Origin of the sequence: Nonomuraea sp. NPDC049709, from assembly GCF_040674815.1 — a bacterium.
Classification (GTDB): Bacteria; Actinomycetota; Actinomycetes; order Streptosporangiales; family Streptosporangiaceae; genus Nonomuraea.
Map to the genome: position 1 here is coordinate 19,363 of NZ_JBFANM010000001.1, position 14,770 is coordinate 34,132.

A 14,770-nucleotide genomic window follows, 5' to 3' on the forward strand; every position below is an offset into this window, starting at 1 on the left:
CCGCCCTCGAGAATTACGGCTTGACCCCGGCCCAGGACTCCAGCTGTGAGACGAACCGCTTGGCCGAGTTGGGCCAGTGGTGGTTCGCGCGGGCGGCGGCATAACCGCGCGCGCCCTGCGCCCGCCGCTCGCGTACGTCGTCCCGCAGGGTCAGTACGGCCTGCGCGACCGCCTTGGGATCCTCCCAGGGCACCACGACGCCGCTGTCATAACGCTCCACCAGTTCGACCGCCCGCGGCGACGGGGTCGTGATGACCGGGATGCCGTGCGCCATGTACTCGACGATCTTCGTGGGCATCGAATGCCGGTAGTTCGGCTCGTCGTGCAGCAGCGACAACCCGGCCAGCGCGCCGTCGAGCCGCTTGAGCGCCTCGTCGTTGGGCATGAAGTCGCGCCACTCCAGCAGGCCCTCGGTGACGGCCTGGTTGAGCATGGGGCGACTCTGCGGGTCGGCGTACCCGATCAGCTCCACGGCCACCCGGTACGGCTGCAGCAGCTTGGCCACCTCGACCGCCTCGTACACGCCCCGGGCCCTGGACAGCCACCCCAGATAGACCACCCGGTCGTCGCCGGGCGGCGTCACGGAGTCGGGCACCCAGGTCTCGTTCGGCACGATCAGGTGGGCGTCCTTGAACCTGCCCGCGTACGCCGTCTCGGCCAGCAGCAGGTGCATGTGCCGCTCGGCGGTGCCCTCCAGCATGCGTGCCAGGAAGCGCGCCGGCGGCCGCAGCGGAGCCGGGAGCCACGGCTTGAGCGACAGCGTGGCCGGGGTGTCCTCGTGCACGTCCCAGACCACGGGGGGCCTGTTGCGGACGCCCCACACGGCGAACAGCAGCTCGGGGTCGTGGATGAGGACGAGGTCGACCTTGTCGCGCATGCGCTTGAACAGCCGGCGCGCGGCCCACACCGCGGCCACCCGCTTGCGCTGGGCGGCGCGCGGAAGGTCCACGCCGGTGACCCAAGGTCTGGGGACGACGCCGTGCGCGGTGAACGAGGCGGCGTACGTGACCTCATGACCGGCATCCACAAGGGCACGGATCTGCCGATGCAGGATCCTCGCGTCCTCGGGGTTATGCACCACCGTCATGACGAGCACGTGCACTGCGCGCAGCCCTCCGTCGCTACAGCCGCTCGACGCGTTCACCCTCGGCGAGCACGCCTCGGGTGTCCAGCACGAGCCTGGCCTTCGCCTCGACCATGCCGAGGTCGAACGCGGCGTGCTGCTGCATGAGCAGCGTCACGTCCGCGTTGATCACGGCCTCGGCCAGATCCTCTTCACGCGGCACCGGGGTGCCGTCTACCGACCACTCCTTGACGTACGGGTCCGCGAACGAGAGCTCGGCACCCAGCTCCAGCAGCGCACGCGCCACCGGCAGGGCCGGAGTCTCACGCTCGTCTGCGATATCCGGTTTGTAGGTGACGCCGAGCATAACCACTCTGGCGCCGTTTACGGGCTTCTTATGCCTGTTCAGCAGTCGCTGCACGCGGGCCACCACGTACGACGGCATCCGCTCGTTGATCTCCTGCGCCAGCTCCACGAACCGGAACGGGTAACCGAGCTTGCGCACCGTGTACGACAGGTACGAGGGGTCGACGGGGATGCAGTGCCCGCCCACGCCCGGACCCGGCAGGAACTTCTGGAAGCCGAACGGCTTGGTGGCCGCCGCCTCGATGGCCTCCCACAGGTCGATCCCGAGCTCGTCGCAGAAGATCGCCATCTCGTTGACGAGGGCGATGTTGACGTGCCGGTAGGTGTTCTCCAGCAGCTTGGCCATCTCGGCCTCGCGGGTGCCGCTGACGGGCACCACCTGCTCGATGAACTGACCGTAGAACGCCGTCGCCCGGTCGCGGCAGGTCGGCGTGTAGCCGCCCACCACCTTGGGGGTGTTGCGCAGGCCGAACTTGGGGTTGCCCGGGTCGATGCGCTCGGGCGAGAAGGCCAGGTGGAAGCCGTCGCCCGCGACCAGCCCCGAGGTCTCCAGCAGCGGCCTGGCCACCTCGTCGGTGGTGCCGGGCCACGTGGTGGACTCGAGGACGACGAGCGTGCCCTTGCTGAGGTTGCGGGCGACGGTCCTGGTCGCACCCTCCACCGCGGACAGGTCCGGGCGGTGGTCCTCGTCCAGCGGCGTCGGCACGCATATGACGATCGTGTTGCTCCTGGCCAGCACGGTCTCGTCGAGCGTGGCGCTGAACCCGTTGGCCAGCATGTGCTCGAGGTCGGCGTCGGTCAGGTCGTCGATGTAGGACTGCCCGGAGTTGAGCGCGTCGACCTTGGCGGAGTCGACGTCCACGCCCACCACCCGCAGGCCGGCGGCCACCGCCTCCTTGGCGAGCGGCATGCCGACGTAGCCCAGACCGATGACAGCCAAGTCGATTTCTGTCACAGCTGTGCCTTTGGGAGCCGGAAACAACACTTCATGGTCGCAAAGGTTATCTCAAGTCCACCTAGCTCACGCCTAATGCGACCGAACCCGTCAGAAGAGACAGCCAACGTGAAGGTCATCATTCGGCAAGCGATCGGTATAGAGCTTGATAAGTCTCGGCAACGCGGCTCCAAGTGCGCTTGGCAGCCACTTCCGCCCGTCCTGCCTCACCCATCTCAGCACGCCTGGCCGGGTCCTCACGGAGCCCGGCGATCGCCTTGGCCAGCTCAGCCGGGTCGCCCGGCGGCACCAGCAGCCCGGCGCCGTCGGAGCCCACGAGCTCGGACAGCGCGGGCAGATCGCTGAGCACGACGGGCTTGCCGAGCGCCATCGCCTCGACGGGTTTCAATGGCGTAACAAGTCGGCAAACGCGCAGGTCCTCCCGCGGGCAGGCGAAGATGTCGATGGCGTCCTGCGCCTGCAGCGCCTCGTCGGGGCCGACCCGGCCGGGCAGGATGGCGTCCTTCAGGCCCAGCTCGTCGACCAGCGCCAGGAGGTTGTCGCGCTCGGTGCCGTCGCCGACGATGAGCACGCGTACGGGGGTGCCGTCGTCGCGCAGCAGCGCCGCGGCCCGCAGCAGGGTGGCGAAGCCCTCGTAGGCCACGATGCTGGACACCGAGCCGACGACGATCTCGCCGTCGGCGATACCGTACCGGTGCCGGAAGGAGGCCCCGTCGTAGTGGACCGACAGCAGCGAGTCGTCCACCGCGTTGGGCGCCAGGTGGATCTTCTCCCTGGGCACTCCGCGCTCGACGATCTCGGTGGCCATCGTCTCGGCCAGCGTGACGACCGCGTCCGCCGCACGCATGAGGAACGCCTCGCGGTCGCGCTGGAGCACGTGACGCTGGCTGCCGATGCGGATCGGGTCGCGCGAGGCCCAGGTCTCCTCCAGGAAGCCGCGCACCTCGTAGACGAACGGCGTGCCCGTCCTGTCGCGCACGGCGTGCGCGATCGAGCCGTTGCGGTGGTCGGTGGCGGCGTGCACGATCTGCGGCCGCAGCTGCGTCACCAGCTCGGTGACCCGGTCGGCGCCCCTGATGATGCGCCCCTGGGTCTCGAACGGCATCTCGCCGTGGCCGTCCGGCAGCAGCCGGTGGTAGGGGATGCCGTCGATCTCCTCGTACGGCGCCGCGTCCGCGTGCCCCTGCAACATCGGCCAGCCCCAGCTCGTGACCACGTGCGGGTCGATCCCGGCGGCCTTCTGCGAGGTGACGATGCGGTGGGTGCGCACGGTGTAGCCGGCCTGCGTGTACGGCAGCGCGTTCGTGACCACGTGCAGGACCCGGTTCTGGACCCGCTCCCGGATGGCCACCTTGGGCCCCGGCGGGATCGGGTCGGGACTGATCGCGGCCAGCTCGCCCCGGTAGTAGGCGGCCCTGCGCTTGACGAACGGGTATTTGGTGTGGGCCTCGAGCACGGCGGCGGCCTCGCTGACCCGGCCGGCGTCCCAGTGTTCCTTGGCCTCGTTCCACGGCCCCTTGACCACGCGCATGCCGAACTTGCGCACGATGCGCCGGGCCCGGCGGGCGGCCGGCCAGGCCACGCTGCCCACGATGGGACGCAGCCGGGGCGGGAGCGCGTCGGCGGCGGCCTGGGCCACTCGGACCGGGTCGGACTTGACCTTTGTCGCGACGACGCGGGAAACGATGATCGGGTGCTGGACGAAGCCCTTGAGAAGTCCACCGACGCCGGCACGGGCGGACTTCGCGGAGACCCCGTCAGATCTACGGGAGGAGTCTTGACGACTGGCGTCGGATGCCACGCAGGGACCGTACCATAGGCAGCGTTTTTTCCCTTCCGCTATGAAAGGCGAGGTCAATGAGGGAGAACCCCCTGGTCCTGCACGTATTGGGTGCTCGTCCCAATTTCGTGAAAGCGGCCCCGGTGGTGCGGGCACTCGGCGAGCTCGGTGTGCGGCAGGGCATCATCCACACTGGTCAGCACTATGACGCACTGATGTCCGACGTCTTCTTCGCCGATCTGGGCCTGCCCGAGCCGGTGGCGAACCTGGGGGTCGGCTCCGGCAGCCACGCCAAGCAGACGGCGGCCCTGCTCGTCGGCCTGGAGGAGGTCGTCCAGGAGCAGGAGCCCGACCTGGTCGTGGTGTACGGCGACGTCAACTCCACGCTGGCGGCGATCCTGGTCTGCGCCAAGCTCGGCGTGCCCACCGCGCACGTGGAGGCGGGGCTGCGCTCGTTCGACCGCGGCATGCCCGAGGAGGTCAACCGGGTCGTCACCGACGCGCTGGCCGACCTGCTCTTCGCCACCTCGCCGGAGGCGCTGGCGTTCCTGGCGAACGAGGGCGTGCCCGCGTCCAAGGTGCACCTGGTGGGCAACCCCATGATCGACAGCCTCTTCTCGGCGCTGCCGGCGCTGGACCCGGCGCCCGTGGTGGCGCGGCTTGGCCTGCCCGAGCGCTACGCGGTGGCCACCCTGCACCGCCCGGCGAACGTGGACACCCCCGAGGCCGCCAAGGAACTGGTCGACGCGGTGCTGGAGGTCTCCCGGCAGATCCCGATCGTGGTGCCGATCCACCCGCGCGGCAAGGCGCGGCTGGCCGAGGCCGGTCTCGTGGACGGCGGTCCGGTCCGGGTGGTGGACCCGCTGGGCTATGTGGACTTCCTCTCACTCGTACGCGGTGCCGCGCTGGTCGTCACGGACTCCGGCGGCGTCCAGGAGGAGACGACCATGCTGGGCGTCCCCTGCCTGACCGTCAGGCCCAACACCGAGCGGCCGATCACGATCACGCACGGCACGAACCGCCTGGTCACCCCGGCCCTGTTGCCCGCCGCGGCGGAGAAGGCGCTGGCCGACGGAGCCGCCACGCCGGCCGGCGAGCTGCCGGTGCTCTGGGACGGCAAGGCCGGGCCGCGGATCGCCACGGTGATCGCCGCCTGGCTGAAGGGCGACAACCTGGCCCCTGCCTCTCACGGCAAACGCCCCGAATAGCGGCTGTAATCGCCGTACTATGACATACCTCCGCTGAGCGATAGGCGTACCACCATGGCCGAAACCCCCGAAGAGCCCACCTTCCAGCGACTCGGGCCCGTCAACTGGCTGCCCGAGGAGCGCAAGCTCGTCGAGCGGTACGAGGCGGAGGTCACGGAGCTGCGCCGCCGCCTGGAGATCGCCGAGGCCAAGGCCGCGTACGCGAGCTGGAAGCTGGAGGCCACCCAGGCCAAGCGCACGTTCAAGCTGGGCGAGGCCCTGGGCTCGAAGAGCCCGGGGAAGATCGTCGAGGCGGTCCGGTCGAGGGAGCGGGCGCCCAAGCCGCCGACTCCGGTGAGCGAGGCCACGGAGCTGGCGAACCACCGGCCGCCGCGGGTCGAGGTGCCGCCGGCGAAGTGGCCGACCGGCCCGGTGAACAGGCCGGACCTGAAGGTCGCGGTGATCCTGGACGACTTCTCCAGGGCGGCCTTCCGCTACGAGTGGGACCAGATCGAGTTCGGGCTCAAGGACTGGCCGGAGATCTTCGCGGAGAAGCGGCCTGACCTGCTGTTCTGCGAGTCGGCCTGGCACGGGAACCAGGGCCGCTGGCGCTACCAGATGACCGGCACGAACGCTCCCAAGGAGCCGCTGCGCGACCTGGTGGCCTGGTGCCGGCAGGAGGGCATCCCGACGGTCTTCTGGAACAAGGAGGACCCGCCGAACTTCGACTTCTTCATCGACACGGCCAAGCTGTTCGACTACGTGTTCACCTGCGACGGTGACATGCTGCCGAAGTATCGGGAAATTTTGGGACACGACCGGGTGGACGTGCTGCAGTTCGCCGCCCAGCCCCGCGTGCACAACCCGATCCAGCAGAACAAGGGCCGCCTGCACGACGTGGTCTTCGCCGGGATGTACTTCCGGGACAAGCACCCCGAGCGCCGCGAGCAGATGGAGACCGTGCTCGACCCGGTCAGGGAGCTGGGCCTGCACATCTTCGCGCGCAACGGCGAGGTGGACGAGAAGTACGCCTGGCCGGAGAAGTACCGGCCGCACATCGTGGGCGAGCTGCCCTACGACCAGATGCTGGCCGCGTACCGGATGTACAAGGTCTTCCTCAACGTCAACTCCGTGCTCGACTCGCCGACCATGTGCGCCCGGCGCGTCTTCGAGCTGTCCGCCTGCGCGACCCCCGTCGTGTCGGGGTGGTCGCGGGCGATCGAGGAGACGTTCGGCGAGCTCGTCCCGATCGCGCGCGAGCCGATCGAGTCGTACAACCAGGTCCTGCACCTGATCAACAGCCCCGAGCTGCGGGCCAGGATGGGCCATCTGGCGATGCGCGAGGTGTTCGACAAGCACCTGTTCTCGCACCGCGTGGACCAGATCCTCCAGGACCTCGGGCACCACGTGACGCCCAGGTCCCGCTCGATCTCCGTCGTGCTGCCCACCAACCGCGCCGCGCAGATCGAGCACGCGATCTCCTCGGTGGCCAAGCAGATCCACCGCCCGCTGCAGCTCGTCATGGTGCTGCACGGCCTGGACATCGACCCGGTCGTAGTGGCCGACAAGGCTCGCATGGCGGGCATCACGGACGTCGTGGTCCTGCCCGCCGACGCCTCGCTGTCGCTCGGCGCGTGCATGAACCTGGGCATCGCCGCCGCGGAGGGCGAGCTGATCGCCAAGATGGACGACGACAACCTGTACGGGGAGCACTACCTGTCGGACCTGGTCCGCGCGTTCGACTACTCCGACGCCGAGCTGACCGGCAAGGGCGCGCACTACGCGTACTTCGAGGGCAGCAACACCACCATGCTCCGCCTGCCCGGCCTGGAGCACCGCTACTCGTGGCTGGTCCAGGGCGGCACGTTCCTCGGCAAGGCGGACCTCTTCCGCTCGTACCGCTTCGCCGACATCACCCGGGGCGAGGACACCCACCTCGTACGGCGGCTGAAGGAGGACTCCGTCAAGATCTACTCGGCGGACCGCTTCAACTTCGTCTACTGGCGCAGCGCCGACACCTCGATGCACACCTGGCAGGCCGACCACATCAAGCTGACCAGGAACGCCCAGTTCGCCTTCGTCGGCCGCCCCGACGACCACGTCCTCATCTGAGCGGTCCGGAGTGGCGCCCCGCCGGGGCGGGCCAGGGGCGCCCCGAGCCGTCGTGAAACGACCTATCCCTTGACCCGCGCCAGGTTCTGGTCGGCGAGGTTCGCCAGCGCGTACAGGCCCTGGGGCTTGACCCGCTGGCCGACCACGAGCATCGACATGATCAGCGTGCCCCGCCTGATCATCACCGAGCCGATCTGCGCATTGTTCTTGTCGCCCACGGCCGTGGTGAGGTAGGCCCGCGACTGGTCGCCCTTGGCCGGCATGTCCAGGGTGCGCGTCTTGTAGGTGACCTGGCTGCCGCCGACGTCGGCCGTGTAGGAGGCGCACTGCCGCGGCAGCGGCGCGGGGAAGGCGGCGGACGGCAGCGACACGACCGCCTGCGTGATCGAGCCGCGGGCCGCGGAGAAGGCGATCACCGCGGCGGGCGACTTGGCGACCTCCGGCTTGGCGGCGTCGAGCTGGGCGGCCCCCGCGCACTCGGGGCGCTGCACCTTGGCCTGGCGGACCGCCGCCAGGCCCTGCTGGGTGGACTTGAGCGTGCCGAAGGCCCCCAGCTCGGGCCCGTAGGCGACGCTCATGCCCTTGGGCACCGGCAGCAGGGCGGCGCGCAGCCGGGCGGTGTCGGCGGCGGACGCGGACGGGGGCGCCGAGGCGGCGGGCGCCGTGGGCTCCTCTCCTGACGAGCATCCGGCAATGACCAGAGTGGTGACAAATACGGCGGAAATTGCTTTATGCATGGGGTCTCCATTTCACTCCAGCGACATTGTTCAAAACGCTAGAGGAAGCGGAGAGTAAGGGGCCGAGTAACGTCGCTATTCGCGGGATTCAGTGGCTTTACGAGGGATTTCCGGTTCGCCGCCGTTCGGGGACGGGCTGTTGAGCAGCGACCTGGCCAGGCCCAGGCCGGTGCCGCCCAGCGTGAGGGCCTTCGCCAGCAGTTCCTCCACTCCCTGGGCGCCGTTCAGGACCACCATGTGGTCCACGTTGGCGAACGCCTTCGCGCCCGCCTCGACGATTTCCGGCCAGTTCTCGGCGAGTTGCTGGGCGATGACCGCCTCCTGGTTCTCCTTCAGCGCCTGGGCCCGCGCCCGGATCGCCTGCGCCTCCGCCAGGCCCTTGGCCTGTGACGCCTCGGCCTCGGCCAGGCCCTGCGCCTTGGTCGCCTCGGCGTGGGCCAGCCCGCGGGCCTGGGCGGCCTGGGCCTCGGCCTCGCCGGCGACCTTGGTGGCGGCTCCGGCGGCCTCGCCGCGCAGCCGTACGGACTCGGCCTCCGCGGCGGCGGCCAGCTTGACCTGGCTGGCCTGCGCGGCGGCACGCAGCTCCGTCTCCCTGGCCTCGGCCTCCGCCTGGGCGATGCGGGCGTCGCGCTCGGCCTGGGAGAGGGTGACGGTCTCGTACGCCCTGGCGTCGGCGGGCTTGCGCACCTGGGACTGGAGCCGCTGCTCGGCGAGCTGGGCCTCCAGCTCGGCGGCCCTGGTCTCCTGGACCACCACCTCCTGGCGGGCGCTGGCCTCCGACAGCGGCCCCGCCTGGCGCGCCGTGGCCTGGGCGCGGTCGATCTCGGCCTGGTACGCGGCCTCCTTGATCCGGGCGTCGCGGCGGGCCGCGGCCATGTGCGCGGCGGCCACCTGCTCGGCCTCGGTGGCCTCCTGGTCGCGCTGCGCCTGGGCGATGCGGGCGGTGGCGGCGACCTTGGCGGCGTGCGGCTTGCCCAGGTTGACGATGTAGCCGGTCTCGTCGTCGATCTCCTGGATCTGCAGCGAGTCCACGATCAGGCCCAGCTTGCTCATCTCGTCGGCCGCCGACGCCCTGGTCTCGCTGGTCAGGCGCTCGCGGTTGAGGATCAGGTCCTCGATGGTGAGGTTGCCGATGATCGAGCGCAGGTGCCCCGTGAACAGCTCGTGGATCGCGCTGGTCATGAAGTCCTGCTGGTCCAGGAAGCGGCGGGCGGCGTTCGCGATGGAGGCGAGGTCGTCGCCGACCTTATAGATCACCACGCCGCGGATGTGCACGGGGATGCCCTGCTGGGTGACGCAGGAGACCTGGAGGTTGGCGGCCCTGGTGTCCAGGCGCAGGCGCCTGGACGTCTGGAAGCCGGGCAGCACCGCGGCGCCCTTGCCCGTGATGATCTTGAAGCCCAGGCTGTCGATGCCGGCCTCGCCGCGGCGGCGGGCGCCGAGGCCGGAGATGATCAGGGCCTCGTTGGGTTCGGCGACCCGCCACACGGCCTTGAACAGCAGGATGAGGACGACGGCCGCGACGATGACGCCGCCGGCCAGGACGTAGAGCTCGGGGGTCATCGAGGCCTCCCTAGACGAGTGCTCTGGCCACGTACACGGTCCTCGGGGGGAAGTACTCGACCACGACCACGATGGTGCCGGTGGGGAACTCCTCGTCGGAGACGCTGGGATGGGCGTAGAACGCCTCCACCCCGCCCCTGATCGGGATCATGACCTCGCCGACGAGTCCAGGGCCGACTCTTCCCGTGACCCTGCCCTGCTTGCCGATCACCGGACTCCCCCCGTCGTGATATTCCGGACGCTACTCCAAACGTGCATTCGCGGTAATAGGGCGCGCAAAATGTTTCTCGAGGCGCTGCGCGCCCCTGTGCGGCTTTTCTGCGGGCTGCTGATGATCGGCGCCATGAGCTTGACTCCGCGCGACCTCGGGATGGATCTGCCCATTTCCCGCCGGGACTTCTTCGACGGCATCGCCGTGGGTTGCGTGATGGCGAGCGGCGCCTCCGGAAGAGCCGAGGCGGCCCAGGAGACCCCGGACCCTTCCGAACTGTTCAAAGTGCGCGGGGACACCGGTGCGGCGCTCAGCGTGCCGCACGCGCTGCGGGACGGCCGCTTCTGGGAGCATGCGGGCCCGTTCGTCCCCACGGGGGAGAGTTACGACCTGGTGGTGGTCGGCGGCGGGCGGGGCGGGATGGGCGCGGCCTCCGAGTGGCTGCGGCGCCGCCCCCGGGACCGCGTCCTGGTGCTCGACAACCGCGACGAGCCGGGCGGGCCCGAGCCGTTGCGGCGAGGGGACCGGGCCGGCGCCGTGATGTGCGACGCGGAGAGCTTCGGCGCGGACACGCTGGTCGAGGTCTCCTCCCCCGGCTGGGTCGAGCGGCTGCCGGTCGCCGGGGCGGCACGGCGGGACCTGCGCCTGCTGCACGGCGGGCCGCCCGACTGGTTCGCCGGGCAGCCGGCGGAGGCCAAGCAGGAGCGGCTGGCGGGGCTGACGTACGCGCAGTTCCTGCGGGAGGTGTGCGGGGTCCATCCGGACGTGGAGCGGTTCTGCCGGACGATGTCCTGCCCCGAGTGGGGGTACGACACCCGGGCGTTCGGCGCGATCGACGCCTGGGGCACCGGGTATCCGGGACTTTCCGGGCTGGGGCTCGACCGGGACAAGCCGTCCAGGTACAACTCGCCCACCGTGCGGCGGGAGTGGCACGGGCCCGTGGCCCCGGCCGCCGTGCCCCCGCCCGACGGCCGGGTGCGGCTGCGGACGTCCAGCCCGGTGGTGTCGGTACGCGACGGGGCCGGGGCGGCGACCGTGGGCTACTTCGACGGCCACCAGGTCCTGACCGTCGATGCCGGGGCGGTGATCCTGGCCTGCTGGAGCGCGGTCGTGCCGCACCTCGTGCCGGACCTGCCCGCCGAGCGGCTGCGGGAGCTGCGCCGGGCCGTGCGGGTGCCGCTGCTGCGGGCCACCGTGCGGCTGCGCGACCCCGGGGCCTGGCGGCGGCTGGGGGTGCGCCGGGTGCGGTGGACGGGGGCGTACTGGTGCGAGTCGGCGTTCGCGCCGCCGGACATCGTGCGGTTGCTGGCCACGCCGTGCCGGTCGGAGCTGGGGCCGGACGCTGGCTCGGCGGCGGGGCGGGCGGAGCTGCTCGCGACGCCGTACGACGTGCTGGAGCGGACCGTCCGCGACCAGCTCGCCCGGCTGCTCGGCCCGTTCGGCTTCGATCCCGGCCACGACATCACGGCGATCACCGTCCACCGGTGGGGCCACGCGCTCCCGCCGGAGTACTGCCGGCCGTGGCACGCGTTCTACCCCGACGGGCCGTTCCCCGCCGACGCGGTGCGCGGGCGGTTCGGCAGGATCGCGATCGCGGGTTCCGACGCCGAGCCCGCCGCCCGCGGCGAGGCCGCGGTCCGAGCCGTGGAGGAGCTGTTCCGGTGAAGCGGCTCTGGTTGCGGATCTTCCTGACGGGGTTCGTCCTGTGGCTGGCCACCGTGGTCGTCACCTCCTGGACCGGCAACTCCAACCTCGTGCCCACCGTGGTGCTGTTCGGCAGCTTCCTGGTGCCGGTGACGTTCGTGGTCTGGGCGTACGGGCGGGGCCGCTCGCCAGCGGTGACGGTCGAGCTGCTGTTCATGGCGTTCGTGGTGGGCGGCGTGCTCGGCGTGCTCGGCGCCTCGCTGCTGGAGAGCCGGCTGCGGCCGTCGATCATCATGTACGTGCTCGTCGGCCTGATCGAGGAGGGCGTCAAGCTGGCCGCCCTCGTCTTCGTCACCCGCCACTCCGTCAGGCGCGTGACCAGGGACGGCGTGGTGCTGGGCGCGACCGTCGGCTTCGGCTTCGCCGCCTTCGAGAGCGCCGGGTACGCCTTCAACGCCCTGTTCACCGCCGACGGCCTGTCGCTGGCCCAGCTCGTGGAGACCGAGGTGCTGCGCGGCATCCTGACGCCCGTCGGGCACGGCCTGTGGACCGCGATCGCCGGCGGGGTGCTGTTCGCGGCGGGCGGCCGGATCACCGGCCACGTCGTGCTCGCCTATCTCGGCGTCTCGCTGCTGCACGCGCTCTGGGACTCGATGAGCGCCATCGCCATCGCCATCACGCTGGTGCTGACCGGCCGGCCGTGGCAGTTCGCGCTGCTGCGCATCGGCCGGGTGCCGAACGTGTCGCAGTGGCAGGTGCATGTGTACACGCTGCTGAACTGGGCGGGCCTCATCCTGATCTCGCTGGTGGCGCTGGCGTGGCTGTGGACGCTCCTCGGCCCGAGCCGTCGCGAACGCAGGATCTTGTCCCAATAATCACGGTAATGAACGTCTTCCCCCCACTGCGCCGGAAGCATAAACGGTGCTAGTCTCCTGTGCGATCTTCCGGAGGTGTATTTACACAAGGTGTGGAAATGCCCCCGACTCGAGGTTGGGACATGGGCTCGCGAAACCGGTCAATTCGGTTCAAGATCTTCTTATTGCTGCTGCTACCCCTCCTGTCTCTGAGCGCGCTCTGGGGTTTCGTCCTCAACCTCACCATGGGCGACGCCCAGTCACTGCTCCGCGCGAACACCCTTTACCAGACTCTCGGCGTCACCTCCACCGACCTGGGATTACAGCTCCAGGCCGAGCGCGTACGCTCCTCGGAAGCGCTCACTACGCGTGAGCTCACGGAGGTCCTCGGCGCCCAGCGCGCCCGCACCGACAGATCGGTCACCGAGTTCAGGCAGGCCGTCACCGAGGCCGGCAGCGCCGCCGAAGGCGATCTGCGCCTGCCGCTCAGCACCCTCGACGCGGCCCTCGACCGCCTCGGAACGATCAGGTCGGCCATCGACGGCGGTGCCAGCTCCCGCCTGACCGGGCTGAACGAGTACAACCGCATCCTCGACACGATCTTCCTGCTCTACGACCACCTGGTCTCCGTCTCCGACCTGGCCATCTTCCAGCAGGCCTCGTCGCTGCAGGCCATGGGCATGGCCAGGGAGCACATCGCCCGGGAGCACGCCCTCATCATCGGCGCCCTGGCCGACGGCCGGCTCAGCGAGCCGGAGACGGCGGCCTTCACCGAGTACGCGGCCTCCAGGAAGTTCCTGCACTCACGCGGCCTGGCCGGGCTCGACGTGTCGCTGCGCAGGCCGTACGAGCAGGTCTTCGCCACCGAGCCGTTCCTCACCTTCGCCACCATGGAAGCGCGGATCATCAAGACCGGCGCGCCGCCCCCCGACGGCGAGTCCTGGCACGAGACCGTCGACAAGCTCACCGCCCGGCTCGACAAGCTCGGCGTGAGCGCCGCCGACACCCTGGCCGCCCGTACGTCGGGGGCCGCCACCGCCACCGTGGTCGAGATCTCCATCGCCGGCGGCCTCGGCTTGATCGCCGTGCTCGCGTCGATCATCATCTCTGTACGCTTCGGTCGTCGCCTGGCCGGCGAGCTGGCCGGGCTGCGCTCCGCCGCGGTCGAGCTGTCGCAGCAGGGGCTGCCCGACCTCGTGGCGCGGCTGCGCCGGGGCGAGGACGTCGACGTGCGGAAGGAGGCCAAGGCGATCAAGGTGAGCGGTTCCGCTGAGATCACCGACGTGGCCAGGGCCTTCGGTTCCGTGCAGCGCACCGCCGTGACGGCGGCGGTCGGCCAGGCCGCGCTGCGGCGCGGGATCGGCCAGGTCTTCCTCAACCTCGCCCGGCGCAAGCAGGGCCTGCTGCACCGCCAGCTCGCGCTGCTGGACGGCATGCAGCGCCGTACGCACGACCCCGACAGGCTGGAGGAGCTCTTCCGCCTGGACCACCTGACCACCCGGATGCGGCGGCACGCCGAGAGCCTGATGGTGCTGTCCGGCGCCGCGCCGGGACGCGCCTGGCGCAAGCCGGTGCCCGTGATCGACATCGTCCGGGCCGCGGTCGCCGAGGTCGAGGACTACACCCGGGTCGCCGTGGAGGCGATGCCGGTCAGCGCGATCGACGGGAGCGCCGCCGCCGACCTCACCCACCTGGTGGCCGAGCTGGTCGAGAACGCCACCATCTACTCGCCCCCTGACACGACGGTCCAGGTGCGCGGCGACCTGGTGAGCAACGGCTACGCCATCGAGGTCGAGGACAGGGGCCTCGGGCTGTCGCCCGGCGAGTACGCGCGGTTCAACGCGCTGCTGGCCGCGCCGCCGGAGTTCGACCTGGCCGACAGCGACCGGCTGGGCATGTTCGTGGTGGCGAAGCTGTCCGAACGGCACGGGATCAAGGTCATGCTGCGCCGCTCGCCCTTCGGCGGCAGCACGGCCATCGTGCTGGTGCCGCGCTCGATGGTGACCGAGCAGACCGCGCTGGAGGCGGCCGGCGGTGACGGCAAGGCCGCGCTGCCCAGCCGTACGCGGAAGAAGGCGCTCGCGGTCGTGACCTCCGGCACCTCGGGCACACACGCCGGGCTGCCCAGACGAGTGCGCCAGGCCAACCTGGCGCCACAGCTCAAGGAAGAACCACCGCCTGAGCCGGAGCAGCAGGCCGAACGCTCTCCTGATGAGGTACGCGACCTGTTCTCCGCATTCCAGCGGGGAACCCAACGCGCCAGAGAAGAAGCCTCTGAGGAGGGGCCATGAGTAAGGG

Annotated in this window: 11 protein-coding genes; 5 read left to right on the forward strand and 6 right to left on the reverse strand. The window is 70.5% G+C overall.

The annotated features are described in order from the left end of the window. Positions 1-13: 13 nt before the first annotated feature. From AB0J69_RS00095 to AB0J69_RS00105, 3 genes are all read right to left on the reverse strand, one after another. Positions 14-1,102, reverse strand: a complete 1,089-nt coding sequence (locus AB0J69_RS00095) for a glycosyltransferase (RefSeq protein ID WP_364111122.1) — start codon at positions 1,100-1,102, stop codon at positions 14-16. A gap of 19 nt (positions 1,103-1,121) precedes the next feature. Next, a complete protein-coding gene (locus AB0J69_RS00100) occupies positions 1,122-2,369 on the reverse strand; it encodes a nucleotide sugar dehydrogenase (protein ID WP_364111124.1) in 1,248 nt (415 codons plus the stop codon). Between the two features lie 133 nt (positions 2,370-2,502). Further along, the gene (locus AB0J69_RS00105; protein WP_364111126.1) at positions 2,503-4,185 is read right to left on the reverse strand and encodes a glycosyltransferase family 4 protein; all 1,683 of its coding nucleotides are present in this window, start codon (positions 4,183-4,185) and stop codon (positions 2,503-2,505) included. 56 nt (positions 4,186-4,241) lie between these two features. On the opposite strand from AB0J69_RS00105, the gene wecB reads away from it, so the two are divergent. Together wecB and AB0J69_RS00115 are read left to right on the forward strand one after the other, a co-directional pair. Further along, positions 4,242-5,372 (forward strand): UDP-N-acetylglucosamine 2-epimerase (non-hydrolyzing), encoded by a 1,131-nt coding sequence (wecB, locus tag AB0J69_RS00110; RefSeq protein WP_364111128.1) that lies wholly within the window; start codon positions 4,242-4,244, stop codon positions 5,370-5,372. 54 nt (positions 5,373-5,426) lie between these two features. Further along, positions 5,427-7,463, forward strand: a complete 2,037-nt coding sequence (locus AB0J69_RS00115) for a glycosyltransferase (protein ID WP_364111130.1) — start codon at positions 5,427-5,429, stop codon at positions 7,461-7,463. Between the two features lie 62 nt (positions 7,464-7,525). On the opposite strand, the gene AB0J69_RS00120 is transcribed toward AB0J69_RS00115, so the two are convergent. The 3 genes from AB0J69_RS00120 to AB0J69_RS00130 form a co-directional block, all read right to left on the reverse strand. Then, positions 7,526-8,200: a hypothetical protein gene (locus AB0J69_RS00120; RefSeq protein WP_364111132.1), complete on the reverse strand. Its 675-nt coding sequence runs from the start codon at positions 8,198-8,200 to the stop codon at positions 7,526-7,528. A gap of 75 nt (positions 8,201-8,275) precedes the next feature. Then, positions 8,276-9,763, reverse strand: a complete 1,488-nt coding sequence (locus tag AB0J69_RS00125; protein WP_364111134.1) for an SPFH domain-containing protein — start codon at positions 9,761-9,763, stop codon at positions 8,276-8,278. A 10-nt stretch (positions 9,764-9,773) separates the two neighbouring features. Continuing rightward, on the reverse strand, positions 9,774-9,974 hold the full coding sequence (locus AB0J69_RS00130; RefSeq protein WP_364111136.1) for a hypothetical protein: 201 nt from the start codon (positions 9,972-9,974) through the stop codon (positions 9,774-9,776). 132 nt (positions 9,975-10,106) lie between these two features. Here AB0J69_RS00130 and AB0J69_RS00135 point away from each other — a divergent pair, with 132 nt between their 5' ends. From AB0J69_RS00135 to AB0J69_RS00145, 3 genes are all read left to right on the forward strand, one after another. Beyond that, entirely contained in the window at positions 10,107-11,639 is a 1,533-nt protein-coding gene (locus AB0J69_RS00135; protein ID WP_364111138.1) for an FAD-dependent oxidoreductase, read from the forward strand. Then, positions 11,636-12,493, forward strand: coding sequence for a PrsW family glutamic-type intramembrane protease (locus AB0J69_RS00140; RefSeq protein ID WP_364111140.1), 858 nt, complete (start codon positions 11,636-11,638; stop codon positions 12,491-12,493). Before AB0J69_RS00135 ends, AB0J69_RS00140 begins: the two co-directional genes overlap by 4 nt. Before the next feature lie 164 nt (positions 12,494-12,657). Next, the gene (locus AB0J69_RS00145) at positions 12,658-14,763 is read left to right on the forward strand and encodes a nitrate- and nitrite sensing domain-containing protein (protein WP_364111142.1); all 2,106 of its coding nucleotides are present in this window, start codon (positions 12,658-12,660) and stop codon (positions 14,761-14,763) included. Positions 14,764-14,770: the final 7 nt, after the last annotated feature.

What these genes read in the sequence shown, in the direction of transcription:
- AB0J69_RS00135 (WP_364111138.1), top strand. Translation starts at nt 10,107, where the DNA reads ATGAGCTTGACTCCGCGCGACCTCGGGATGGATCTGCCCATTTCCCGC.
- AB0J69_RS00115 (WP_364111130.1), top strand. Translation starts at nt 5,427, where the DNA reads ATGGCCGAAACCCCCGAAGAGCCCACCTTCCAGCGACTCGGGCCCGTC.
- wecB (WP_364111128.1), top strand. Translation starts at nt 4,242, where the DNA reads ATGAGGGAGAACCCCCTGGTCCTGCACGTATTGGGTGCTCGTCCCAAT.
- AB0J69_RS00120 (WP_364111132.1), bottom strand. Translation starts at nt 8,200, where the DNA reads ATGCATAAAGCAATTTCCGCCGTATTTGTCACCACTCTGGTCATTGCC.
- AB0J69_RS00125 (WP_364111134.1), bottom strand. Translation starts at nt 9,763, where the DNA reads ATGACCCCCGAGCTCTACGTCCTGGCCGGCGGCGTCATCGTCGCGGCC.